The organism is Slackia isoflavoniconvertens, assembly GCF_003725955.1.
Classification (GTDB): domain Bacteria; phylum Actinomycetota; class Coriobacteriia; order Coriobacteriales; family Eggerthellaceae; genus Slackia; species Slackia isoflavoniconvertens.
The window spans coordinates 23,275-49,287 of sequence record NZ_QIBZ01000003.1 but is presented as its reverse complement, the minus strand read 5'-3'; the positions used below and the strand labels follow the sequence as shown (position 1 = coordinate 49,287).

The 26,013-nt window shown below is 57.9% G+C and carries 17 protein-coding genes and 1 riboswitch; of the genes, 13 read left to right on the top strand and 4 right to left on the bottom strand.

What is annotated here, in order from left to right; all coding sequences use genetic code 11:
- Positions 1 to 46: 46 nt before the first annotated feature.
- Positions 47 to 958, bottom strand: a complete 912-nt coding sequence (locus tag DMP05_RS02005) for a cation diffusion facilitator family transporter (RefSeq protein ID WP_123218933.1) — start codon at positions 956 to 958, stop codon at positions 47 to 49.
- 89 nt (positions 959 to 1,047) lie between these two features.
- Positions 1,048 to 1,133, bottom strand: a riboswitch (NiCo riboswitch).
- A 366-nt stretch (positions 1,134 to 1,499) separates the two neighbouring features.
- Between DMP05_RS02005 and nrdG the strand changes: the two genes are divergently transcribed.
- From nrdG to DMP05_RS01970, 8 genes are all read left to right on the top strand, one after another.
- Positions 1,500 to 2,108, top strand: a complete 609-nt coding sequence (gene nrdG / locus DMP05_RS02000; protein ID WP_114616206.1) for an anaerobic ribonucleoside-triphosphate reductase activating protein — start codon at positions 1,500 to 1,502, stop codon at positions 2,106 to 2,108.
- A 142-nt stretch (positions 2,109 to 2,250) separates the two neighbouring features.
- Entirely contained in the window at positions 2,251 to 2,784 is a 534-nt protein-coding gene (locus DMP05_RS01995; protein ID WP_123218932.1) for an adenine phosphoribosyltransferase, read from the top strand.
- 174 nt (positions 2,785 to 2,958) lie between these two features.
- Positions 2,959 to 5,391, top strand: a complete 2,433-nt coding sequence (locus DMP05_RS01990; protein ID WP_244595006.1) for an ABC transporter transmembrane domain-containing protein — start codon at positions 2,959 to 2,961, stop codon at positions 5,389 to 5,391.
- A complete protein-coding gene (locus DMP05_RS10070; protein ID WP_244595005.1) occupies positions 5,367 to 6,449 on the top strand; it encodes an ABC transporter ATP-binding protein in 1,083 nt (360 codons plus the stop codon). Before DMP05_RS01990 ends, DMP05_RS10070 begins: the two co-directional genes overlap by 25 nt.
- 79 nt (positions 6,450 to 6,528) lie before the next feature.
- Positions 6,529 to 7,308: an ABC transporter ATP-binding protein gene (locus tag DMP05_RS01985; protein WP_123218931.1), complete on the top strand. Its 780-nt coding sequence runs from the start codon at positions 6,529 to 6,531 to the stop codon at positions 7,306 to 7,308.
- Positions 7,309 to 7,314: 6 nt separating this feature from the next.
- Positions 7,315 to 9,978 (top strand): FtsX-like permease family protein, encoded by a 2,664-nt coding sequence (locus tag DMP05_RS01980; protein ID WP_123218930.1) that lies wholly within the window; start codon positions 7,315 to 7,317, stop codon positions 9,976 to 9,978.
- A gap of 379 nt (positions 9,979 to 10,357) precedes the next feature.
- Positions 10,358 to 12,949 carry a DEAD/DEAH box helicase gene (locus tag DMP05_RS01975; protein WP_123218929.1) on the top strand — a complete coding sequence of 864 codons (2,592 nt, stop codon included), beginning with the start codon at positions 10,358 to 10,360 and terminating at the stop codon, positions 12,947 to 12,949.
- A gap of 18 nt (positions 12,950 to 12,967) precedes the next feature.
- The gene (locus DMP05_RS01970) at positions 12,968 to 14,743 is read left to right on the top strand and encodes an ABC transporter ATP-binding protein (protein ID WP_123218928.1); all 1,776 of its coding nucleotides are present in this window, start codon (positions 12,968 to 12,970) and stop codon (positions 14,741 to 14,743) included.
- Positions 14,744 to 15,057: 314 nt separating this feature from the next.
- Here the strand turns inward: DMP05_RS01970 and DMP05_RS01965 are convergent, their stop codons facing one another.
- Together DMP05_RS01965 and DMP05_RS01960 are read right to left on the bottom strand one after the other, a co-directional pair.
- On the bottom strand, positions 15,058 to 17,223 hold the full coding sequence (locus tag DMP05_RS01965) for a HelD family protein (RefSeq protein ID WP_123218927.1): 2,166 nt from the start codon (positions 17,221 to 17,223) through the stop codon (positions 15,058 to 15,060).
- A 310-nt stretch (positions 17,224 to 17,533) separates the two neighbouring features.
- Positions 17,534 to 17,986 (bottom strand): LOG family protein, encoded by a 453-nt coding sequence (locus DMP05_RS01960; protein WP_280176479.1) that lies wholly within the window; start codon positions 17,984 to 17,986, stop codon positions 17,534 to 17,536.
- A gap of 298 nt (positions 17,987 to 18,284) precedes the next feature.
- On the opposite strand from DMP05_RS01960, the gene DMP05_RS01955 reads away from it, so the two are divergent.
- The 3 genes from DMP05_RS01955 (at position 18,285) to DMP05_RS01945 (ending at position 22,162) form a co-directional block, all read left to right on the top strand.
- Positions 18,285 to 19,601: a putative DNA modification/repair radical SAM protein gene (locus DMP05_RS01955; protein ID WP_123218925.1), complete on the top strand. Its 1,317-nt coding sequence runs from the start codon at positions 18,285 to 18,287 to the stop codon at positions 19,599 to 19,601.
- A gap of 94 nt (positions 19,602 to 19,695) precedes the next feature.
- Positions 19,696 to 21,195, top strand: coding sequence for a C69 family dipeptidase (locus tag DMP05_RS01950; protein WP_161957445.1), 1,500 nt, complete (start codon positions 19,696 to 19,698; stop codon positions 21,193 to 21,195).
- A gap of 112 nt (positions 21,196 to 21,307) precedes the next feature.
- Complete coding sequence (locus DMP05_RS01945) at positions 21,308 to 22,162, top strand: TIGR03915 family putative DNA repair protein (RefSeq protein WP_123218923.1); 855 nt, start codon at positions 21,308 to 21,310, stop codon at positions 22,160 to 22,162.
- Between the two features lie 8 nt (positions 22,163 to 22,170).
- Here DMP05_RS01945 and DMP05_RS01940 read toward each other — a convergent pair whose 3' ends face one another.
- Positions 22,171 to 23,526, bottom strand: a complete 1,356-nt coding sequence (locus DMP05_RS01940; RefSeq protein ID WP_244595003.1) for a glycosyltransferase family 2 protein — start codon at positions 23,524 to 23,526, stop codon at positions 22,171 to 22,173.
- A 1,387-nt stretch (positions 23,527 to 24,913) separates the two neighbouring features.
- On the opposite strand from DMP05_RS01940, the gene DMP05_RS01930 reads away from it, so the two are divergent.
- Together DMP05_RS01930 and DMP05_RS10220 are read left to right on the top strand one after the other, a co-directional pair.
- A complete protein-coding gene (locus tag DMP05_RS01930; RefSeq protein ID WP_123218921.1) occupies positions 24,914 to 25,867 on the top strand; it encodes a substrate-binding periplasmic protein in 954 nt (317 codons plus the stop codon).
- 9 nt (positions 25,868 to 25,876) lie between these two features.
- Positions 25,877 to 26,008, top strand: coding sequence for a hypothetical protein (locus DMP05_RS10220; RefSeq protein WP_260162761.1), 132 nt, complete (start codon positions 25,877 to 25,879; stop codon positions 26,006 to 26,008).
- Positions 26,009 to 26,013 lie beyond the last annotated feature (5 nt).

Genomic DNA, 26,013 nt, shown 5'->3' with positions numbered 1-26,013 from the left:
GCCAATCTCATGTGAATCGGTCGGCCCTCGCTGCGAAACGTGGCATTTATGCTGGGTTTTCGTGAATCATGATGTGCTTCACTTCTTCGAAGTTGGCCTCGACGGCATCATGCGCGGCTTCAGCAATTTCATGGGCCTCTATAAGCTTGAGCTGTCCATCGACGGCGATCTCGGCATCGACATACACGCGATTGCCGAACTTGCGCGTGCGCAGCGCATCGATGCGCACCACGCCCGGAACCTTCTCGATGCAATTCCCGATTTTGCGCTCGAATTCGTGGTCGCACGGCGTGTCGGTCATATTGTTTAGGGCATCTTTCATCACGTCGTAGGCGACCTTCAAAATGATGACGCAAATTGCCAAGCTGGCAATGGCGTCGCCCGCGGCAAAGCCCAACATGCTCGCGCCAATGCCCAAAAGCGCGCCGATTGACGAAATGGCGTCGGAACGATGGTGCCACGCGTCGGCCATAAAGGCGCTCGAATTCAGCACGCGTGCCCAATGGCGCGTATACCAGAACATGCCTTCCTTAACCACGATGGACAAGACGGCTGCCGCGAGCGCGACAATCGTCGGGGCGCTGGCCGAGGTGTATGACCGGGTGGCAATGGTTTCGATGCTCGAATACCCAATGGCGAGACCCGTGCCAGCCAAAATAAGGCCCAGCATGAGCGACGCCACGCATTCGAAGCGCTCATGCCCATAGGGATGGGTCGCGTCGGCGTCGCGCTCGGCCAGGCGCACGCCGACGAACGCGATTGCGGTGGCGAACACGTCGGAAAGCGAATGGATGGCGTCGCTGATCATGGCCGTGGAATTGCCCATGATGCCTGCGATGAGCTTGATTGCCGAAAGTGCCACGTTTCCGCCTACGCCAACCGCGGCGACCTGTTTTGTGACGGCAGTCTTGTCAATGCTCGTTTGTCGCGACGAATCAGATTGCGTTGCTTGCGTCATGATGAACCTCCTGGTTGCGAACGTGTCGTTGCTCTTCGGGGGGGGGTCGTTTTCAATTGGGAGAAAAGAAAACGCGCCTGCGGGTCAGCTACTGTCCCGCAGGCGCGTGTGCGTCTGCTGCCAAATATGGCCCGGCTCCATGGCGATGCGCCACGGCCTGATCAGTTTGCGCTGTTGAGCTCGCCTCGTCGCTGCGCGACGGGCAATGCAGTGCAAAGAGCGCCTTTATTGTATGCGAGTGGCGGCTGGTTAGTCTCAAATAACTTGCAAATGTGACGAAAATGTGTCTGACCTGGAGATATGTGAATAGTTGAGCATATGTTCGTCACGGTTCGAGTATGGCCGTCTGTCGGTTTTCTGAGCTACTTGTAAAGCGATTTGCTAAGGTGTTGGCAAAACTTTCGTGCGCCTGGTGGCGCGTTCGTGCGGCTCCGATAGATTCCGCACGAGCCGAACAGCACTTAATGTGCTGTTCGTGCGAGTCAGGACTTGACCGAAGCGGAGACGCATGACCGCGCCACCAGGCGCGAGGGGGCTTACCATGAACTACTCTGCCATCAAATATTTCGACATCGCGAATGGCGAAGGCGTTCGCACGTCGCTGTTCGTGTCGGGGTGCCGCAGGCATTGCCCGTATTGCTTTAACGGCGAGGCATGGCGCTTCGATGCGGGCGAACCGTTTGATGAGGCGGTGCAGGCCAAGGTGATTGAAAGCCTGGGCGCGGCATTTTGTGATGGCCTTACGATTTTGGGTGGCGAGCCCATGGAGCCAGAAAACCAGGAAGGTTTGGTCGAATTCGTCGAACGCGTAAAGCGCGAGGTTCCGAACAAGGCCATTTGGTGCTTTACGGGCGATACGCTCGACGAGCTTGAGCCCGGCGGCCCCCATTTCACCGAGTTCACCAATCGTTTGCTCGATTGCGTCGACGTGTTGGTCGACGGGCCTTTCGAAAACGACTTGCACGACATTACGCTGCGCTTCCGCGGCTCGTCCAACCAGCGCGTCATCGATATGAACGCAACGCGCGAAGCGGCTCGCGCGGCTGGCGTGAAGCCGTCGCAGGCAGTGGCGTTGTGGCAGGACGAAGAAGTTTACGCCACGCATTCCATGAAGCGCGACGATGTGCCTGAGTATTTTCAGCATGGTTAGTGCGTTTCGCCTTGATGCATAGTTTGCCGTTTGCGACCAACCTGTGTATGACGCGTTCTTTATGGGTGTTGTTGGCAAAGCAATCGACGGTACCGAGCGCTACAATGGCTCAGTTGCATATTCCGTGCGAGAAAGGGCATTCATGGCTGCTTACGATTTTGAAGGCCACATCACCGACATTCCCGATTATCCCGAGCCGGGCGTCATTTTTAAAGACATCACGACGCTTTTGAAGGAGCCAGAAGGTTTCAAGGCAACCATTGACGCTATCGCCGACCATTTCAAAAATGCGGGCATTACCAAGGTTGTGGGCGCCGAGGCCCGCGGCTTCATGATTGGGGCCCCCGTCGCGTATAGCCTGGGTGCTGGCTTCGTGCCTGCTCGCAAGCCCGGCAAGTTGCCGCGTGAAGTGCGCAGCGAAAGCTATGAGCTTGAATACGGAACCGACAGCCTCGAGATTCATACCGACGCGCTCGACGAAAACGATGTGGTGCTTATTGTTGACGACTTGGTTGCCACGGGTGGCACGGCGGTGGCGCAGGCCCATCTTATCGAGCAGTTCGGTGCAAAGCTTGCGGGCATGGGATTCCTCATGGAGCTCGATTTCCTGAACCCCTGCGAGGCTATTGCCAAGGCGACCGATGCCGAAGTCTTCGCGCTCGTGCATGTGGATTAATTTCGCTGCTGTTTCTTAATGCGGCGCCTGAGCACCGCGCTTTTTGTTCCGACGACCTGCAACAAGCATGGAAACCCGTGGAGGTATTCTCGAAAGATCCCATAAAAGTGTCGCATGGGTTACTATTAACCCCGTACAACTTATGACGTTCGCAAAGGCGAAAACGGGGGAGAAATGTTCGATAAACGCTTGCTTGCTATGGTGCCGGGCGCCGCAAAATACATACTCGCCAACGTGCTGTTCCAGTGGATAGCGCTCGTGTGCAACATCGCGTTGTTCATCGTGATTGGCTTATTTTTGCAGGCCACGTTCGAGGGCGCGGCTGACGCTGCCATGGCGATTGGCGTGCTTGCTGCTGCCGCGTTGGCTATTGCGGTGCGCATGGCATGCCAAACAGCGGCGCAGCGCATGGGGCAGCGCGCGGCCGCTAAGGCGAAATGCGCCATTCGCCAGCAGGTTTACGATAAGCTCGTCGCTCTTGGCCCTGCCTATAACGAAACCGTCGCAACGAGCGTTGCCGTGCAAGTGAGTGTCGAGGGCACCGAGCAGCTCGAGAGCTATTTCGGCCAGTATGTGCCCCAGCTGTTCTACGCCCTGATCGCACCCATTACGCTGTTCGTGGCGCTCGCGCCGCTGTCTCTTCCTGCCGCCGTGGCGCTGCTCGTGTGCGTGCCGTTCATTCCAGCGTCTATTGTGGCCGTGCAAAAAATCGCCCGCCGCACCATGCGCAATTATTGGGGCAGTTACTCCGATTTGGGCAGTATGTTTCTCGAGGCTATTCAGGGCCTCACTACATTGAAAATCTATTCGGCCGATGCCCAAAAGCATAAGGAGATGAACGAAGCTGCGGAAGACTTCCGCAAAGCGACGATGCGCCTGCTTTCAATGCAGCTGAATTCGATTACCGTTATGGACCTGTTTGCGTTCGGTGGAGCGGCGATTGGCATCATCACTGTGCTGTGGCAATTCTCGGCTGGCGCTGCGACGTTCGCGGCTGCATTCTCCATCGCGTTCTTATCAAGCGAGTTCTTCATTCCTATGCGTACCCTGGGCTCGTTTTTCCATACGGCCATGAACGGCATGGCCGCTGCCGAGAAAATGTACGCGATTCTCGACGCGCCCTTGCCCGTCGACGGCGCGCGTGCGGTCGACCCGCGCAGTGCAAACGTCGCATGCCGCGGCGTGGGCTATTCCTACGATGGGCAGCGCCAGGTGCTCGAGGGGGTTGATTTCGACGCGCCATGCGGCAGCTTTATTGGCGTAACGGGTGAAAGCGGATCGGGCAAATCGACACTCGCCGGCATTTTGTCTGGCACGAACGCTCGTTATACGGGCGATATTCGCATCGGTGGCATCGATTTGCGTGACATTTCGGCCGAATCGTTGCGCGAGACTATTACGACAGTGCCGTTTTCGAGCTACGTGTTCAAGGGCACGCTGCGTTCGAACTTGCTGCTTGCCAAACCCGACGCGGCCGATAATGAACTTTGGGAGGCCCTCGAGAAATGCCGTCTCGCCGGTTTTGTGCGCGAGTCGGGCGGGCTCGATATGGAAATCGCCGCTGAAGGCGCGAATCTTTCGGGCGGCCAGCGTCAGCGGTTGGCGTTTGCGCGTGCTCTGTTGCACGATGCCCCCATCTATATCTTCGATGAGGCCACGAGCAATATCGATGCCGAAAGCGAGGCTGCCATTATTTCGGCCGCGCGCGAGCTGGCCGGCGCCCATACGGTCATCATGATTTCGCACCGGTTGTCGGCCCTTGAGCATGCTGATGCAATTTACGTTCTTGAGCAGGGGAAGCTTGTGCAACATGGCACGCACGCGCAGCTTCTTGCGCAAGGCGGCGCATATGCGAAGCTCTGGGAAAAGCAGTCCCAGCTTGAAGTTTTCGCGCATGGCGTCGCTCAGGAGGGCGTCGAGGAATTCGATGCGTGCGAGGCCGATTCGCAGCTTCAGCCCGCGCAGCAGGATTCCCATCATGCGGGCGATGAGGCGGCTTCAAGGCCACCTCATCGCTCGAACTTCAGCATCATGGCGAGGCTTGTGGGCCTTACCCGTCCGCTTCTGCCCGTTATGGCGCTCGCGATTCTTTTGGGCGTGTTCGGTTTCGTTGCGGCGATTTTCCTTACGGTGTTTGCGGCGTATGGCCTGCTCGATGCCGCAGGCGTGTGGGCTGCGATTCCTGTGGGCGCGGCGTGCGTGGCGGTGGCGGTGTGCGGCGTGGTGCGCGGTCCGCTTCGCTACGGCGAGCAGCTGTGCAACCACTATCTCGCATTCAAGATTCTCGCGCTCGTGCGCGATAAGGTCTTCGGCAAAATGCGCACGCTCGCTCCGGCAAAGCTCGAGGGCCGCGACAAGGGCGATTTGGTTTCGCTCTTAACGAGCGACGTCGAACTGCTCGAGGTTTTCTATGCGCATACGCTTTCGCCTGCGGCCATCGCGCTTATCGTTTCGCTTGGCATGGTCGCGTTCACCGCGACGCTTTCGCCGCTGCTGGCGCTCTATGTCGCATTCTCGTATGCGGTTGTGGCATTGCGGTGCCGTGGGTTTCCTCGAAAGCGAGCGGTACGGGCGGGCGTGAAGTGCGTGACGCCATTGGCTCGATGAACGCCTTCGTGCTCGACAGCCTGCGTGGTTTGCGCGAAACCCTGCAGTTTGGTCGCGCGGCCGACCGCGCGCAGGAATTGTCGAATCGCATGGATAGCCTTATTCGCGTCGAGGCGCGCCTGAAGGGGCGCACGGCGATCGCCATGACGGCGACGGGCGCTGCGGTATTGGCGCTCGATATGGGCATGCTGCTCGCGTCAATGCACCTGGTGAATTACGGCATGCTCGATTTCGGATGCGCCGTTGTGGCGTGTGCGGCGCTCATGTCGTCGTTCGGGCCGGTTATCGCCGTGGCGAATTTGGGCTCCACGTTGCAGCAAACGCTCGCTTCGGGCGCACGCGTGCTCGATGTGCTCGATGAGTGTCCTCAAACCGAAGAAGTCGAAGGCGGCGTGGCGCTTGACGGGTTTGAGGGCGCCGTTGCAAGCCATGTCGATTTCTCGTATGGAGATGCGAAGGTGCTCTCCGATGTCGAATTGCATGTTGAGCCTGGCCAGGTCGTGCAAATTGCCGGTCGTTCGGGTTCGGGCAAATCGACCTTGCTTAAGCTTTTCATGCGCTTTTGGGATGTCGATCGTGGCGAAATTGAAGTGTCGGGGCGCGATATTCGCTGCGTGAACACTGCGAGCCTGCGTGAAGTCGAGGGTTTCATGACGCAGGAGACGCATTTGTTTGCCGGAACGGTGCGCGACAATTTGGCGTTCGCGAAACCTGGAGCGCGTGACGAAGAAATCATGGCGGCGTGCGAAAAGGCATCGATCGCCAATTTCGTGCACAGGCTCCCTGAGGGGCTCGACACGCAGGTGGGCGAGCTGGGCGACGCCCTTTCGGGAGGCGAGCGCCAGCGATTGGGCCTTGCGCGCATGTTCTTGCACGATGCCCCGTTCGTTTTGCTCGATGAGCCTACGAGCAACCTCGACGCGCTCAACGAGGCTGCCGTGCTGCGTGCTCTTTCCGACAATCGTGCGGGCAAAACGGTGCTGCTCGTAAGCCACCGCCCAAGCGCTGCGGCCATTGCCGACGTGACATATTCGGTCGAACACGGGCGCGTTTCGTAAACAATAAGTAACCATTTGCTAACAAAATGGCTCAGTGGTATAAAAGTCACCTAAGGGAAACTGTTAGGAAGGTGCTTTTATGCCTCATGAAGTTACGGACGTGGCCGCATCGGCGGGATGCGTATTGGATGAGGGCGCCTCGCATGTGAATGCGGGTGCGCCCTATTTGGTAACGCGCGGCCTTGTGAAAGGCTACGGCGAGGGCGCGGCGCGTATGGAAGTGCTGCGCGGCATCGACGTGGAAATCGCGCGTGGCGAGATTTGCGTGCTGCTCGGTCCTTCGGGCTCGGGCAAGTCGACTTTTTTGAACCTTATCGGCGGCCTTGAGGCGGCCGATGGGGGCTCTATCGAAGTAGGCGATACCGCCATTACGACCCTCGGCAAGAAGGCGCTTGGCGAATACCGTCGAAGCGAGCTTGGCTTCGTGTTCCAATTCTATAATTTGGTGCCTGACCTCACGATTCGGGAGAATATCGAAGTCACAGCGCATCTTTCAAAAAACCCGCTCCCTATTGACGACCTTCTGAAGTCACTGGGCCTCTACGAGCACCGAGCGAAATTCCCCCGGCAGGTTTCGGGCGGCCAGCAGCAGCGTTGCGCCATCGGCCGCGCGCTTGTGAAAAACCCTGGCTTGCTTTTGTGCGATGAGCCCACAGGCGCGCTCGATTACAAAACGTCGAAGGAGATTCTCGCCCTTATGGAGCAGGTGAATCGCGATTATGGCTGCACCATCGTGATCGTGACCCACAATGACGCCATCTCCCGCATGGCAAACCGCGTTTTGCGCCTTCGCGATGGCGTGCTCGTTGAAAACGAGATGAACGCCGCCCCCGTGTCTGCCGCAGAGCTTGTTTGGTAGGCCGTTATGAGTCCCTTGATTAAACGGCTTCCGCGCGAGCTTGTCCACAATATCGGAAAATACCTCGGCATATTCTTGCTCATGGCCGTGAGCATTGCGCTCACTTCGGGATTTCTGCTCGCCGCCCATTCCATTTCGGTCATCATTGACGATATGCCCGAAACCTACGTTATTGAAGACGGTCGCTTCACTACGGCGTTCGAGGCAACCGATGAGCAACTCGATGCCGTGCGTGATACTGCATCCGATTCTGGCGGCATTGAGCTGTACAAGAACTATTCTTTCGATGCGAGCTTCGAGAAAACGCAGGGCGATAACGCCCGCAATTGCACGGTGCGCACGTTCGAGCATCGCACGCAGGTCGATTTGGCCGCGTATGCGCAAGGTGGCGAGCCCCAGGCGGCAGACGAAATCGCCATTGATCGTGTGTTTGCAACGAACAACGATGTATCCATGGGCGACACGGTTGCGCTCAACGGCGTTGAGTTCCGCGTGGTGGGCATTATGACGCTGGCCGACAACCAGGCTCTTTTCCAGAGCAATTCCGATTTCACGGTGAATACGCTTTCGTTTGGCGTGGCCGAAGTGTCGTCCGAGGGATTCAGGGCACTCGAGAATACGGGTTTTCTGCCGAGCTATACCTATTCATATCGCTTCGCCGACCGCGACCTTTCCGTGGCCGACCGTGTCGATATCGAAAAAGACATGGTGAGCGCGCTTTCTGATGCCCATGCGAACGTGACCGATTTGACCGACGTCGACTCAAACCAAGGCATTGGGTATGCCAAAGACGACGTGTCGGGAGACTCGGCGATGTGGACGACGCTGCTGTATATCATCATCGTGATTATGGCATTCGTGTTCGTCGTGCTCACGTCGGGCACGATTGAAGAAGAAAGCGCGATTATCGGCACGCTTTTGGCGAGTGGCTATCGGCGTCGCGAGCTGGTGGCGCATTATCTCGCGCTGCCGTGCATCGTGGGCATTGCCGCCGCGGCGGTGGGCAATGTGGTGGGCTTTACGCTCATGAGCGAGCCTATGCGCAATTTGTATTATGGGTCATACAGCCTGCCTCCGTATTGTGCGACTTGGAGCTGGGGCGTTTTCTTCCAGACCACCGTTGTGCCTGTGGCGGTTTTGGTTCTGGTTACGCTCGTCGGCTTGCTGCGCAAGATGGGTCACACGCCCCTTCAATTCCTTCGCCACGAAACGAGCAAGGGCGGCGTGAAGCGTGGGTTCGCGCTGCCCGAGCGGCTGAGCTTCACTGCGCGATTCCGCTTGCGCGTGTTCCTGCGCAATTTGGGCAACTTCGCCACGCTGTTCGTGGGCATTGGCTTTGCGAGCCTGCTGTTGCTGTTCTCGCTCGCGATTCTTCCCACGATGAGCCACTACGCCGAGAATTTGCACAATACCGTTGTTGCGCAGCACCAGTATTCGCTGAAGGCGCCGTTGGAGCTTGAGGGCACCAGTGACGAGCGCGAAGCGTGGAAAGCCGCCGATACGCTGCAGGGTGTGGAGGGCGCCCGGCTTTCGGCTCTTGAAAACGCTGCCGATGATGCTCAAGAAAAGGCTGATGCCTTGAAGGTGGCGGCGGAAACGCTGCAGGTCGAGCCGACGCTTGAAGCCATGCAAAAGGCGCAAGATGCCCAGAACGCTTTCGCGAAGTCGCAAGATGCGTTCAATAGCGAGCTCGATGGCGTTGCCGCCGATTTGGGTGCGACGCGCGACGACGTGGTCGATATGATCGACAAGGTGTCCGACCTCAATCTTGACGACGAAAACGTGCATCCGGTGAATACGGTCGACAACGGCGCTGACACAATCGCCCAGGCCGAGAAATTCGCCGTGTATACGCTGCAATACGATCGCGGCGAAGGCAATGGCGAAGAAACGATAGCTGTGTATGGCGTGCAGGAGGGTTCGCGGTATTGGACCGATATGGACCTTGGAAGCGGCAAGGCGGTCTTCGGCGGCGGCTTGGTTGACAAGTTCGGCTTCAAGCAGGGCGATGCGATCGAACTGTACGACAAGTACGAAGACAAGACGCATACGCTCACGTTCACGGGCGACGAGGGCACGTGGGGCACGAAGTCGACCATGAATATCTACATGAGCCTGGACGATTTCAACGCGATGTTCGGCAACGATGCGGCCTATTTCAACGGGTACGTTTCCGACGAGCCGCTCACGCTCGATTCCCGCTATGTGGCGAGCGACCTTACGCCTTCCGACATGGATGCCATTGGCGAGCAGTTCACGGGCATGATGGACGATATGATTGGAATGCTCGTGGGCATGTCGGTGTTCATCTTCCTCGTATTCATGTATTTGCTCACGAAGTCGGTCATCGATCACAACGCGCGCTCCATCAGCTATATGAAGGTGTTCGGCTATCGCGACAGGGAGGTGAGCAAGCTCTACGTGCGCTCGATTACCTGGTGTGTGGCGGCATCGCTCATCGTGTGCCAGCCGCTCATCATCGCATCGCTCACGGCAATATTCAAGGCAATGCTGCTCTCGTACAGCGGCAACATCGAGATTTACGTGCCGCTGGCATGCATTCTTGAGGTCATCGCCACGGGGTTCGCAACCTATCTTGTGGTGGCGCTTCTGCATGTGCGCCATATTAAGAAAGTGCCGCTTGCGCTCGCGTTGAAAAATGCGGAATAGCGAAAGTGTCTGGCGTGTAGGCGCTTTGGGAAGGGTCGCGAGAGCGGCCCTTTCTGCGTTAAAATAGCCGATACCCCAACGGCGGTTTGTGTGCCGGGCAGTGCCTTCCTCAAGAAGGGAGGTGATGCCCTATGACCGATTTATTCACAGAGGTAGCGAACCTCGCGACTGCGCTTGTTGCTCTGGCGACGGCGATAATCGGGCTATCCGCGGCACGTGAGCAGCGCCCAAAGCGTAAAAAGAAAGGCCACCGCCGATAGGGGGTGACCTTCTTCAAACAACGACGGCATTGCCTGGATCCTACCCGCAGGCTCGCCGTTGGACCCATTTTATCACCGCATTTTTCTTTTGCCAACTTGATTGGCATGAAAGGCCTGCCATGTCAGACGTCCATCCTGAAGACCTTACCGAAGTCGTTGAGGCCGACGAAATCGCAGCTGCCGCCCATGGCGAGCTTGGCCGCATCGCCAATAGGCTCTATGACGAAGATGCCTCTACCGAAGAGTCGTTCATGGCGTTCATGGAATGGTGCGAGTCGCGCGGCATTGAGCTGTGGCCGCACCAAGAGGAAGCCCTCATGGACATCATGGTGGGCGATCACGTGATTCTGGGCACGCCGACGGGCAGCGGCAAATCGCTCGTGGCGCTTGGCATGCATTTCATGGCCATGTGCTTTGGCGAGCGTTCCTATTACACAGCGCCTATCAAGGCGCTCGTGAGCGAGAAATTCTTCAACTTGGTCGAATTGCTTGGCCGCGATAATGTGGGTATGATCACCGGCGACGTGCATATCAACGTCGACGCGCCCGTGATTTGCTGCACAGCCGAGATTCTCGCGAACCTCGCGCTTCGCGAGGGGGCCGCCGCCCAAGTGCATTCAGTGGCGGCCGACGAGTTCCACTATTTCAGCGATTTCGACCGTGGCTGGGCGTGGCAGGTGCCGCTGCTCACGCTTCCGAAAACGCAGTTTCTGCTGATGAGCGCCACGCTTGGCGATGTTGACGAAATTGCTGCGACGCTGCAGCGCCAAACGGGCAACACGGTGAGCCGCGTGATGAATGCTCCGCGCCCCGTGCCGCTTTCCTATGAATACGTGAAAACGCCAATCGAGGCCACGGTCGAGCTCGCTTTGCGTGCTGGCGAGGGCCCCATGTATTTGGTGCATTTCTCCCAAGACGCCGCGCTTTCCACGGCGAGCGCGCTTGCGAGCTACGGCGTTGCCACCAAGGCGCAGCGCGAGGCGGTCAAGGAAGCCATGAAGGGCACGGCGTTTACCACCGCGTTCGGCAAAACGCTCAAGCGCCTGCTTGGTTTCGGCGTGGGCGTGCATCATGCGGGCATGCTGCCGCGCTATCGCCTGCTTGTTGAAAAGCTCGCCCAGCAGGGCCTTCTGCCGGTGATTTGTGGCACCGACACGTTGGGCGTGGGCATCAACGTGCCCATCCATACTGTGGTTTTCACGCAGCTCACGAAATTCGACGGCTATAAAATGCGCCGCCTTCGTTCGCGTGAGTTCCATCAAATCGCCGGTCGCGCGGGCCGTTCGGGCTTCGATAGCGAAGGCCGCGTGCTTGCCGAGGCACCCGAGCATGAAATTGAGAACTACAAAGCCATGGTGAAGGCTGGCGGCGACGAGAAGAAGCTGCGTCGTATCAAGAAGAAGAAAGCGCCCGAAGGCTTCGTGAATTGGAGCGAGCAGACCTTCGACCACCTCATTGAATCGCAGCCCGAAAAGCTCACGCCGCGTTTGCGCATCACCCATTCCATGGTGCTTTCCGTGGTGGAGCAGGGCGGCGACGCACGTGCTCGCGTCGAAGCGCTCATCGACGACTCCATGCAGACGCCTGAGGAAAAAATCAAGCTCTCGCAGCGCGCCGATGAAGTGTTCGCCACGCTCATCGATGCCGACGTGGTAGAGCGTCGCGAGGCCGAAGATGGCGGCACCGAATACGTGCTCACGATGGACCTGCCCGACGATTTCGCGCTCGACCAGCCTCTTTCGCCGTTCTTGCTCGCCGCGCTCGAGTTGCTTGATCCTGAAAGCGAAACCTATGCGCTCGATGCGGTTTCCATGGTTGAAGCGACGCTCGAAAACCCGCGCCAGGTGCTGCGCGCGCAGGAACGCAAGGCGCGCGATAAGGCTATGGCCGAAATGAAGATGGACGGCGTCGATTACGATGAGCGCGTGGAGCGCATCGCCGAAGTCACCTATCCCAAGCCGCTCGAGGATTTGCTCAATTCCGCCTTCGCGCAGTATTGCGAGAAGGTTCCGTGGGCTCGCGACTTCGAGTTGAGCCCCAAATCGGTTCTGCGAGACATGCTCGAAACGGCGAGCGACTTCAAGGGCTATATCCAGCGCTTGGGAATCGCGCGTTTCGAGGGCATTCTGCTTCGCTATTTGGCCGAGGCTTTTCGCGCACTCGATCGTACGGTGCCCATCGATAAGCGCGACGAGCAGATGAAAGACATCATCGCCTGGCTTGGACTCGTGGTGAGCTCGGTCGATTCGAGTTTGGTGGACGAATGGGCCAATGCGGGCGCGTCGCTTGACGCGGCACCGCCCGAGGCGCAAACCGATGCCGTGGTGCGCGACAGGCGCGGCCTTACCGTGCTCGTGCGCAACGCACTCATCTCGCGCGTGCGTTTGGCTTCGCTTGGCCGCGTGGCCGACTTGGGCGAGATGGATGTCGACTGGGGCTTTGGCGAGCGCGCTTGGCAGGCGGCCCTTGATGAATACTTCGCCCAGCACGAAGAAATCGTGCTCGATGCCGATGCCCGTTCGAAGAAATACCTGGTTATCGACGAATCCGATGAAGAAACAGCCCATGTGTGGCATGTGCGCCAAATTTTCCGCGACGAGTCGGACGATCGCGACTTCAGCATAAGCGCCGATGTTGATCTCGATTCGACCCAGATGGGCGATGGCGTGGTGTTCGCGAATTATCGCGTTGGCTTCATCGATGAACAGTAAAGGAGCCAAGGGGAATTCATGCAACAATCGACCACACGCCGCACGCTGCATTACTACTGGCAGGTAACGCGCAAGCATAAGGGCCTGTTTTGGGGCCTTATCGTATCGACGTTTCTTTTCGTGGCGTTGCTTTCGTATGGCAACCCGTACGTTATGAGCCTCGTCGTCGACCGCGTGAGCGAGGGCGGCGTGGGCCCCGATGAAGTGTTTTCCGCCTACGGGCCTTATATCGTGGCGCTCATCGCGATCAACGTTTTTGGCCAGGCCGCAAGCAAGTTCCAAGACTACACGCTGTATAAGCTGGAAATCGCAGCCGCGTATGATTTGGCCACGATGAGCTTTGACGCGCTGTGCAACCAGTCCATGAGCTTTCATTCCAATCGCTTCGGCGGAACGCTTGTGAGCCAAACGTCGAAATTCATGAGCGCCTACCAGCAGCTTATCGAGACTATCATGTTTCCGTTTCTGCCGGTTATGTGCTCGGTCATTTTCACGTGCGGCATTTTGGCGCCGCGCGTGCCGGTGTATGTGGCTATTCTCATGGCGCTGCTCGCGGTGTATGCCACGGTTTCGTACATCATGTACAAACGCATTCTGTCGCTTAATGAGAAGGCGGCGAGCGCCCAAAACCAGTTGTCGGGCGAGCTGTCCGACTCGGTATCGAACATCCTTGCCGTTAAAACGTATGGGCGCGAAGACTATGAGCGCGGGCTGTTCGATGCAGCGAACAGGGAAGTGGTCGCGCGCGATTCGAAGCGCATGTGGGCCTCGCTTACGCGCGGCATTATCACGGCATCGATTACCGTGGTCATTATGAGCGTGGTGGCTGTATTCATCGCGGGCGGCAATGCGTGGTATGGCATCACGCCGGGCACGCTTGTGATGATGTTCACCTATACCTATACGGTCACAAACCAGTTCAACTTCATCAACAATGGCCTGCAGCGCTTCAATCGCGCGTTCGGCGATGCGAGCGGCATGACGACCACGCTCGACGAGCCGCGACTGGTGGCCGATGTTGCCGGCGCGCCCGATTTGCAGGTGCGTGAAGGCGCGATCGATTTCGAGGGCATTGGCTTTTCGTATGGCGACGGCGATGCGAAAACGCAGGTGTTCGACGATTTCGAACTGCATATACCAGCAGGCCAGCGCGTTGGCCTTGTAGGTCTTTCCGGCGCGGGCAAAACCACGCTCACGAAGCTTTTGCTGCGCTTGTCCGACATTCAGCAGGGGTGCATCCTTCTTGATGGGCAAAACATCGCCCAATGCACGCAGCAGTCGCTGCGTCGCCAAATCGCCTATGTGCCGCAGGAATCGCTGCTGTTCCATCGCAGCGTTGCCGAGAATATCTCGTATGGCAAGCCTGGCGCGAGCATGGTTGAAATTCGCGAAGCGGCGGCGCGTGCGAACGCGCTGGAATTCATCGAGCGTCTGCCCCAGGGTTTCGAAACTCAGGTTGGCGAGCGCGGCGTGAAGCTTTCGGGCGGCCAACGCCAACGCATCGCCATTGCGCGTGCCATTCTGGCCGACTGTCCCGTGCTTGTGCTCGATGAGGCGACGAGCGCGCTCGATTCTGAAAGCGAAGCACTCGTGCAAGATGCGCTCGCCACGCTCATGAAAGGGCGCACGTGCATCGTGGTGGCGCACCGCCTCTCAACGGTGGCGAGCCTCGACCGCATCGTCGTGATCGATTCAGGCAAGGTTGCCGAAGACGGTCCGCATGAGCAGCTTATCGCCGCCGGTGGCGAATACGCCAACTTGTGGAATAGACAGACCGGCGCCTACTTGGAGTAGCGCTATCGGCCAACGTCGCTAAGGGGTCAGGCGGTTGCTTCGGTTCCCAATTATTGCCTGCGAGAACCTGTTAAATGCTCGGAGCATTTAACAGGTTAAGGCGCGCCAAGACTGCCGGCTTTAGCTTCGGCTCCCGCAGAAAATACAGGGAGGGCCCGGAGGGAGGCTCTCCAACGCCGTCTGCGCTCAAATGTGCTTTTAATTTCAAAATTAAGCGCAGCCAGGTGAGCGCATAGCGTAGCTCCGAAGGAGCGCAGCGGTAGCGAACCGTGGCCTTGGAGAGCCTCCCATCCGGGCCTTCCCGAACAGGTAACCTACTTCTTTAGCAACGGCGTAAGCTCTCCGCGGCACAGAATCTGAACCGAGCGAGTCGCGCGTGAAACGGTGGTATACAGGCGGTTTTTCGCCACGCGGTCATCGGCGGGGAATACGCGTGCGCTCGCGTCGGGTACGATCACGTGGTCGAATTCCAGGCCTTTTGCCAGTTGCAGCGTGATAATCATGGCACCGTTCGTGGGCAGCTCGGCTGCCGTTTCCATATCGACCAAGTCATCGGCAGCATCGCCCAAGAACCCGCGCAGGCGCTTGGCCTCGTGCTTCCATGGAACCACGATGGCCGTAAGGCCGTCGTTTTCCTTCGCGTGCGCAACGGCTTCGCGCAATGCGGCGGCGTATTCGTCGTCGTTGCCGTAGCAATCGACGCGCACGGGTTCGCTTGCGCGTTGCACCGACGAGATTTTCGCGCGCTGCTCGGCAGGCAAAAGACCTGCGAAAATCTCGGTGATTTCAGGCGAGGAGCGGTAGCTCGTAAGCAGGCTGCAGGTTGAAATGCCGCCGCGCAGACGCGTGAATACTTCGCGCACCTCGGCAAACGACGCCGTGTTGGGGTTGATTGCCTGGTTTTCGTCGCCAAGGAGCATGAAATGCGCGCGACGGAAGAAACGCGCGAGCACGGCGAGCTGGGCTGCCGAATAATCTTGCACCTCGTCGATCATCACGTATTTCGCATAAGCGTCGCTCAGGCCGGTGATGGCCATCTTCAAATAGAGCCATTCCAGCGCCGAGAGGCTCTTTTCCCCCAAAAGGCGCATGCCAATGCGATCGATGCGCAACCACGCGTCGTCTCGCACTGCGCGGAATGCTCCCTGGTAGCGGTCTTGCAGAAGGCGCAACGCGAAATCGCGCGCCTCCTTTTCGTCGACGGGCGCATAGGGTTCGCCGAACTGGGAAAGCTGCTCGTTGAGCGTCATGCCCTCGAGCTCTTCAAGCACGGCAGAGCCCGACGCGAGCTGCTTCACGCGCGCCTCAAGGGCGTCTTCCAAATCTTCGCGCATGAGCGTGGCGCGGTGCGGACCGGCGGGAACGTTGCGGTATTTCGCATTCACCTTGCGAATCTGGTTGATGCCCAGAAGTTTCACATTGCCGTGGTGCAGCTCGCGGAAGTCATCGTCTTCGAATTCGAGGTTCGCGATGGCTTCGTCAATGCGCCATAAGGCATCGACGGGCACGCTCTTCTTCTCGGCGGCCTTGTCAAGCGGCATTACGCGGCTTGCGAATTCCGCCCACGTGAGCGTTTCGGGATTGCGTTCTCCCATGTCGGGTAGCACGTTTTCGATATACGTGCGGAAAATCGGGTTCGGCGTAATAAGGAACACTTCGCTTGGGTCGAGCTCGGTGCGATTTTGGTAGAACAGGTATGCGATGCGCTGCAGAAGCACGCTCGTCTTGCCGCTGCCCGCAATGCCTGCCACCAAAAGCGCGGGAACGTCTTCGTGGCGCACGACTTCATTTTGCTCGCGCTGGATGGTGGCGGTAATGGCCTTCATTTGCGCGGTGCGTTGATGCGAAAGCGATTCGAGCAGAAGCGCGTCCTGAATGGCGACGGTGGTGTCGAAGTAGGCGTGGAGCGTGTCGGCTTCGATGTCGAACTGGCGTCGGCACGCGAGGTCAACATGAATGGTTCGCCCGTTTGCCACATAGCTCGTGGCCCCGTTGCTCTGGTTGTAATAGGTTTCGGCTACAGGGCTTCGCCAGTCAACGACGAGACGCTTGTAGTTGTCGTCGGAAATGCCGGCGGCGCCGATGTAAAGCTCCTTGGGCGGCTGGCCGGGCTTGAATTGCAGCGCGACTTTCGCGAAGTACGGCTGGCGCAAAAGCAGGCGGCAGCGCGCCAATTTGTCGGCGGTCACTTCCTGCTGCGCGTTGTACGAATCGATGACGCTGTTCACGGCACCATACGACGCGTAGGTTTCGCTCGTTTCGGTATCGCTCGTGAAGTCGTTCGAGATTTCGGAAAGCAAATCGAGCTTATCGCGTGCGGCTGCGGCGCTCGTGGCTTCCATTTTGCGCACGAGTTCGCCACGCATCTTTTCCAGCTCGGCGTATACCTCAGAAAGATGCGCCTGCTCGGTGACGAAAACGGGGTCGTCGGGCGAGGTGCCGAACGCCTGGGCGTCTTCGGCTGCGGTGTTTTCTTGCATAGCGGCTCCTAGCATTCGCGGGCCAAAATTCGGACAAACTAGTTTACCCGCATTTCAGCCCACAAGCCAACGGCGCGTCTTGTCGTAAAGAAATCACCATGCATTCGGGCCTTTAAAAGCGCCGCGCGGCCATGGCCATGCTATCCGCGTTTCGAGCCCTGCCTGCGAATGCCGCCTTTGTGCCCGCAGGCCTTGTTGGGGCCAATGCCCTTCGCGGAAGGCGCCTTCGCGCCTGCGCATCGTGCTGCTTGCATGGCAGCTTTGCGCGCAAGCGCCGCTTCGAACGCCTTGGAGGAAGAAGGGCGCGCCATTATTTCTCGAGCCAATCGATAATGTCGTCAGGGGTGGTGAAAACATCGCAGAATGCGCGCCAATCACAGGAATTGAGGCCCGTTTCGCACGAAAGGTCGAGCATTTCCACGAGCGGTTTGAAGTAACCGTCAACGTCGAGCAGCGCGCAGGTGGCTTTCAGCTCGCCAGCCTTGATTTGCGACATCACGCTGAAGAATTCTTCGAATGTGCCAAGGCCTCCCGGCAGCGTGACGAAGGCGTCGGACATGCTCACCATGTGCTTGATGCGCGTGGAAAGGTCGGGCTCCTCCACGTTTTCGATGCCTTCGACAATGGCGCGCCCCTTGGCGGTGAGGCCCGTGGTGGTCACGCCGAACACGTGCCCACCTGCAGCGACGGCGGCATTCGCGACATCGCCCATGAGGCCTTTGTCGTAACCTCCGAACACGAGCTCGTGGCCGCGCGCGGCGATGGTTCGCCGAGAGCCTTCGCCGCATCGACATATTTCGCGTCAAGGTTGTCGGAAGAGGAGCAGAACACGCAAATTTTCATAGTGCGCCTTTCGATTCTCGAGGTGTTTCTTCCATGCTAGCGCAATTGTCCGGGTTCTCCAAAACACGGCAACGTCGTTTCCGGCCTTTGCGGAATGTGGCTTTCGAACCGAAGCTACTGTACAGTCGCGTCGTGATTTTCGCGAAAAATCATCTTGAATCGAACATTTATTCGCTTTAGAATAACGAAAAGATGTTCGATTTTGCGGAAGGGGCGCGGTGGATACAACGGCAAAACTCGCATTGCTCGCCGATGCTGCGAAATACGACGTTGCCTGCACGTCGAGCGGCATTGATCGCGATGCGCGCATGGGCGCCCTTGGCAACGCGACGGCGGCGGGCATATGCCATAGCTTTTCAGCCGACGGGCGCTGCATCACACTTTTAAAGGTGCTGTTCACCAACGTGTGCGTCTTCGATTGCGCCTATTGTGCGAGCCGCTGCTCCAACGATGTTCCGCGTACTTCTTTTCGGCCGCGTGAATTGGCCGACCTCACCATGGAGTTCTACCGGCGCAATTACATCGAGGGCCTGTTTCTTTCGAGTGGGGTTTTGAAGAGCCCCGATTACACGACGGAGCGCATCATCGAATGCTTGCGCATTCTTCGCGAGGAATATGGCTTTCGCGGCTACATTCATGCGAAGGCGGTTCCGGGAACGTCGTCCGATTTGCTGGCAGCACTCGGGCTTCTCGCCGATAGAATCAGCGTGAATATGGAGCTGCCGTCGAGCGAAAGCCTTGCGCTTTTGTGCCCGAATAAAACGCGCGATTCCATCGTTGCGCCTATGCGCCAAATTCGCGAGGGCATCGCCGAAGATCGCGATACGCGGGCGCTTATGCGGCGCGATGCGTGTTATATGGCGCAGCGGCGTCCTGCCCGAAAAACGCGCGCATTCGCGCCGGCGGGGCAAAGCACGCAAATGATCATCGGCGCAACCCCCGAAACCGATTTTCAAATACTGAACCTCTCCTCGTCGCTCTATAAAACGATGCATATGAAGCGTGTGTTCTTCTCGGCGTATTTGTCGGTAAACGAAGACGGTCGGCTGCCACAGGGAAATGCCGTGCAGCTCGATAGGGAGCACAGGCTTTATCAGGCCGATTGGCTTATGCGCTTCTATAAGTTCGACGCAGCGGAGCTCATCGATGAGGGCCAGCCGTTTCTTGCCACCGACATCGATCCGAAGGCGAATTGGGCTATCAACCACCTCGATAGGTTTCCCATCGAGGTGAACACTGCGCCTTATGAGGAACTTTTGCGCGTGCCTGGCATTGGGGTGCGCGGGGCGAAGGCGATTGTGGGTGCGAGGCGCGCCACGGCGCTTGGTGAAGCCGAGCTTCGCAAGCTCGGCGTGGCATACAAGCGGGCTCGGTTTTTCATTACGTGTCGGGGTCGCTACCAGGGCCATGGCACGCGCTTTGACAAAGAGAGCTTGCATGCTCAACTCGCAGCGCCCATTCAAGCGGGGTCGCATGGCCGTCGGTCGGGCAAAGTGCTCGCAGGGCAAATGAGCCTTTTCGATGGCATAGGCTAGGCGCTTCAGCGCATATTTTTAGCTACTATAGGGCGCAGGTGAAAAAAGTCTCAGCGTGCGCATGCGTTGGGGCTTTCGTAGAGGAGGAAACGGTATGTCGAAAAAAGGGTTCGATGGTCTTATGCGCCGCTCGTGCACATCGGTTCTCGTGGGCCGCGCCGCAACGCGCGACGGCTCTATTCTCATTGCCCGCAACGAAGACAACACCACGCCTGCTGCGCCGAAATCGCTTCGCATGGTGCCAGCGGGCGAACGCGATGGCGTCGAGCTTGTATCGGGCGCGAACGGGTTTGCCATCACGTTGCCTGAAGGGGGCCTTCGCTATTCCGCCATGCCCGACGTTACGCCCGAGGAAGGGCTTTTCGAAGAGGCCGGCGTGAATGCCGCCCACGTTGCGATGTCGGCTACCGAAAGCGCGCTGGCAAACGATCGCGTTCTGGCATTCGACCCCTATGTGGAAAATGGCCTTGCCGAAGATGCTATGCTCACCGTCGTGCTGCCTTACGTGAAAACGGCACGTGAAGGCGTGAAGCGTTTGGGCGAAATCGTGGCTGCGCATGGCTCCGCCGAAAGCAACGGCGTGTTGTTCGCCGACCATCTGGAAGCGTGGTATATGGAAATCGCCACAGGCCATCATTGGGTTGCTCAGCGCATTCCCGACGATTGCGTTGCCGTGGTCGCGAATCAGCTCTCGATCCAGGAAGTCGATTTCGAAAGCGACTCATTCATGTATTCGGAGGGAATTCGCGAATTCGTCGAGGAGCATGCGCTTAATAGCGCCTTAGGCGGCGGTGGGGAGCATCCGTTCAACTTCCGTGAGATTTTCGGCACCAGCTCCGATGGCGACAGGCGTTACAACACGCCACGCGTATGGGATGGCTTGCGTTTGCTTGCTCCCGAAATCGCGAAAGAACATACGGTGGTCGACAGCGATTTGCCGTTCGTTTTCCGGCCCAACCGCCTGCTTGGAGTTGAAGATGTGGCGGCGGTGCTTTCGAGCCATTTCGACGAAACCGAATTCGACCCCATTGGCACTGCTGGCGACGAATTCTCGCGCAAACGCTATCGCGCTATCGCGCTCTCGCGTACGCAGGAATCGCATGTGCTCCAAATCGAAGGCGTGTTTGGGCTTTCTGCCGAGCAGTGCGCGCAGGCTGCGCTTAAAGGCGAACTCGCATCTCCCATTTGTTGGGTCGCGCTGGGCACGCCGTGCTTCTCGCCTTATATGCCCCTGTTCTGCGACGCCCACATGTGGCCGGCGTGCTTTGACGATGCAGCGCCTAAACCCGATTTGAGCCATCCGTATTGGGTGTTCCGCTCGCTTCAGGCGGCAAGCGATGCGCGTTTTGCGGTCACGCAGGTGCGTTCGGGCGACTACAAAAGCGAGCAGTGGCAAAAAGCCTTGCGGCATGCGCAGCACGTGCATCGCGAGGCACTGGCGGCTCCCGCCGAAGAACGCGCGGCGGTATACGAAAAGGGCAACAGCGAGCTTGCTTCGTGGGTTGTTGCCGATGCTCAAAAGCACCTTGCGACGCTTCTGCTCGACCTGTCGATCGCCTCACCGCTCACGTTTAAGATGAACCCGAATTTGTAGCATGGTCCCCAGCGGCCAATGATGGCTGTTGGGGTTTGCGCATAGTGCGGTTTGCCATGCTGCGGCAGGGCGCGAAGCGCGCTTATCGTTCAAGAAAGAAGGATTGCCGCCGATGGACGACCTTGAGCTTGCCTACGTGCATGATGGTTCGCTTGAAGGGCTGCTCACGGCGGTCTTTCTCGCCTTTGAACGGAAGGAATACCCTTCTGACGTATCGGCTTCGTGCCGCTTTATGCCCAGGCTCGGGCAGCGAATCGTTGAGGTCGAGACGAATATGGAACGGGCGTGGCGTGTGCGTGCGGGAATTATTCGCGTATGCGGCATGGAGACATATCAATGCGTGGTTGCCGCCTCGCTTTCCGATGAACCCGATGCGGGCTCATCGGTTCTTTCCTTCGTTCGATACGCCATGAAGCGTGGTCCTCGCGCACGATTCGACAAAGCTGCGCCCGATGTTGAGCGTTTCGCGGAAATTGTTCGATCGGTCAGAAACGAGCATCATTACTGGGTGCAATTCATGCGTTTCTCGAAAACGCGCGATGGCGTGTATGTGGCGGTATGCAATCCCAAGGCGAGCGTCGTGCCGCTGCTTATGGGGTGGTTCTCGGCCCGGTTCAACACGCAGCCATTCATCGTGTTCGATGAAGTTCACCATGTTGCCGGCGTTTCTCACAACGGAGAATGGCAGCTCGTTCGTTCTCCCGATTTCGTTGTGCCGCCCGCTGCCGTCGATGATGCCTTCTATGAGCAGGCTTGGAAAACGTTCTACGACAGCGTTGCAATCGATGCGCGCTACAACCCAGAGCTGCGTCGCAGCTTTATGCCGAAGCGCCTCTGGAAGAACATCGTCGAATTGAGCGATGTGTCACTTGGAGGTCCGGGAATAAAAGAAGAGCGCCGCCCGCTGCCTAAGCAGCGAAACGGCGCTCTGAAAGGAAGTGCGGCCGGTGGCCTTCTGGACCAATAGGCGCGTTTCTATTTCATGCCGGTTTGGCTCATTTCCTCAACGTCAACCGAAATGGTGTGGGCGATAGGCTTCCAGCTGGCTTTTTTCACCAACGCGACCAACGCGATGGGGATGTAGGTGAGCTGGAAAATGGGGAAGGTGAACAGGTAACCGATCTTCTTCGCCGTGGTGGAATGGATGTTGTCCCATTCGGTAAAGGTAGTAAGCACGCCGAAGATGAACATGAACAGCATGAAGTTAAACAGGCAGAAGAACATCGACGATAAAGCCGAAGTGATCATGGTGCCTGCCGATATTACGCCGAATATCGCGAGCAACGCGATGGTGCCGTTGAAGCCGATGGAAATAATCGTGAGCAGCATGGCGGGCGCGATGGTCATGAGCATGTCGTAGCACGCAAAGCGCTTGCCCTTCGGGTTGGTGAAAATACCCTTGAACAGCTTGCCGGCATAGTGCCAAAACACCTGATAAAAGCCTTTTGCCCAACGGAAGCGCTGGTTCCAGGAGTCGATGAAAGTAATAGGTTGTTCGTCATAGAGCATGGCGGTGGGGCAATAGGCGATACGACGGCCTTCAATAATGGAGCTTGCGGAAAACTCGATATCTTCCGTGAGCAGGTGCCATTTCCAGCCGCCGCTTTCTTTGAGCACATGGGCGGCAATGAAGAAGCCCGTTCCCGAAATAGCGCAACTCGTGTTGAGTGTGAGGCGCGCCTGGCTCAGGTATTTTGCCTCGCGTAAGAACCAAATGGCATAGCCGGCAGAAATCCAGTTGCTTCCGTAGTTCTTAGAGTTGCGATAGCTCGTGGAAGCCTCGGCGCCGCCGTCAAAGACTTTATTCATTTCGCGGAAGTAATTCGCATCGAGCACGTTGTCGGCGTCGAATACGAAATACGCTTCGAAGCTTTCGGCATCGTCGCGTTTTTGGATTTCATGCCAGCCGTAATTCAGCGCGTAGCCCTTGCCGACTTCCTCGTCGTTAAAGCGCTCGTACACTTCGGTTGCGCCAGCGTTTCGTGCGATTTCCGCGGTATTGTCGGTGCAGTTGTCGGCAATCACGAAAATGCTGATGAGCTCTTGCGGGTAGTTTTGCACGCGAATGCTGTGAATGAGGTCGCCGATAACTTGGCTCTCGTTGCGCGCAGAAATCATCACGGCATATTTGTGATTGGCCTTGGCTTCCTGCAAAGGCGGTTTGCGCGTGAGCACGACGAATACGTAGTAGAACTGGTAGATGTAGCAGATGCTGAAAACCAGCAGAACGGACCAGTTGAAGACGTCAACGAACGTCATATGCGAAAGCATTTGCTCGAACACGGTCTTCTCGCTCCTATCGATTGGCGGCTTGAAATGCTGCGTTGGCACTTCCGTAAACTTTCAAGATTATAGGGTTAGAGCGGCGTGGGGCCTATATGCCTTTCCGTGCGCGAACATAAAATGCGCAACCATTGCAGAATTGGGCGGCCTCTGGCGGTTCATGGGGTTGCGTCGTTCTTCGATGGAGCGCTTACGCTCGCGCGACGGTGGCGCAACGCACCTGCGCGCCGGCACGTTCGAGCGCGATGCTCGCCTGATCCATCGTTGCGCCTGTGGTGAACACATCGTCGATCAGAATAAGGCGCCGGCCTGGAAGAGGCTCGCATGCGGTAAAGCGCCCCTGCATATTCCGCTTGCGTTCCGCTCTGTCCAATATGCGCTGATCGCGCGCGGTGGGAGGGTTGAGCGCTCGTATGCATGGGAGCCCGCATTGGCCCGCAAGGCTTCGGGCCAAAAGCTCCATGTGATCGAAGCCTCGTCTTCGTCGAGCGGCCTTGGTTGCGCTCACGTAGGTCACGCCATTCGCCCACCTCAGCCATGATGGCGGGAGCGCGTTCGCAAGAATCGCCGCCAAGGTTTCGGAAAGACGTTGCTCTCCTTTGTCTTTATACGTTTTGATTAAAACGCCGGTGTCCGCTGTGTACCGAAGCGCGCTTACGCAAAGGCGCGTGTGCTCTTCTTTGTTTACGAGGGGAGTGCAATGGTCGCACTGCAAAAAGCCGAAGGCGGCTCCGCACCGTGGGCATGCGCGCCAAAAATCGAGATAATCGAGCCGAGCGGCGCAACGTGTGCACAAAACGGCGCCCGGAGCATCGCAAAGGGCGCAACGCGTGGGCCAGAGCGTTTCGCATATCGCGTCGGCGATAAGTCCCATGGTCCCTTCTTTCCGATTCGCGTGCTCCTGGGCGATATGCTAGGTCGCAAACCTTGTCGATACCTTGCCCGTTTCGTGACATTCGCCCGACATTTTCTTTCCTTTTTCCTCGGCATTTCCGTTGTTTTGCATGCTTTCCGCGAGCGCAATGCGTGAAGAATTTTTCAATTATTCACGGGTTATTCCTTCGCAATCAATCCTTCAGCATTGCGTTAACACTGCATAGAGGACGGCAGCTCGTTCATGCAGGGGCATTAAATCTGCTAAACTGACCCGAGACTTCTTTCGGGTCTGTAGTTGCGGGGGCAAAAAGGCTCCTTAGTCCATGGCAGATGCGGTCAAAAGGATCCACGTAAGTACGCGCCGCCCTAATATAGGCGCGTGCGAGCATGGCGTATCCTAGAAGTAAGTCGCACCTCCCGGCCGATTTTTGCGGCAACGCCGCACTGGGGGAGAGGGCAGAGCGAAATCATTCGCAAAACCCCAGTGCGCGAGTGTGGGGGCAAAGACTAGGTCAGCCGAAAGAAGAATCTGGATAGATATGGAAAGAGGATTCATACGATGAAACATCGCGTGTCGCTCGTTGTCGCGTTTGCATGCGCGTTTTGCTTTGCGCTCGGTTTGGCTGGCTGCAGCCAGGCTGGTTCCTATGAGGGAAAAACCCTTACTCCCACGATTAGCTCCCCCACCATTGGGCAGAATGGCACGTTGCGCGTGGGCATCGATGCCGATGGTGGCGCGCCGTTTGTCACGTCTTCTTCGAGTGCCAGCTATGCGGGCATCGACGTTGATATGGCGGCAGCGCTCGCCGATCAGCTGGGCTTGAAGCTTGAGCTCGTCGACGTTGCGGGCAATGCCTCTTCGGCCCTCGCCGATGGTGATGTCGACATCGTTATGAGCCAGACGTCCACCGAGAAAAGCTCGACCATGTGGGTTTCCGACCCCTACATTGAAACGGGCGTTGCCCTGTTCGCCTCGAATGGGTCTACAACCGTTCCTGAAAGCGTTCAGGCGTCGAGCATCGCAGCGCAATCTTCTTCCACGAGCGCCTGGGCTGTTCAAAACGCTTTCGGCGATGACGCGCTGAACCCCGCTTCCGATTTGGTCTCGGCGTTCTCGCTTGTCGAAACCGGCAAATCGCAGTACGTCGCAGCCGATGCGGTCATTGGCTCGTATGCGGCGCTTGTCCAAAGCGTCGACGTGCAGCCCATCGCTCTGCTTGGTTCCAAAGGCGGCTATTGCATCGGTGTCAATTCGAGCAATCAGGAATTGCAGAAGGCTATTTCCGCGGCGCTGACTGCGGTGCGCGGCAACGGCGTCTTCGATGCGGTGTGCACGAAGTGGCTCGGCTCCCCCATGAACCTTGATGCGCTTTCCACGATTGAGGTGTCTTCGAGCAAGTCGGTTTCCGCTGGAGACGATTCCGATGAGAAATCCGCGGAAGGCGGCTCGGCCGAAACCGCTTCGAGCTCCACGGCGGGGGCGAATGCCGTCCAGCCTGGTTCGACGAGGTAGGGCATCGCTATGGGCAAGCGAAGCGTCGAAGACGAGAACGACCTGAACGATATCGCCCCTATGACCACGATGCAAAAAGCGATTATAGGGCTGGCCGTGGTTGCCGTCATCGCGTTTATCGCATATACGGTGCTGCATTAATTTCC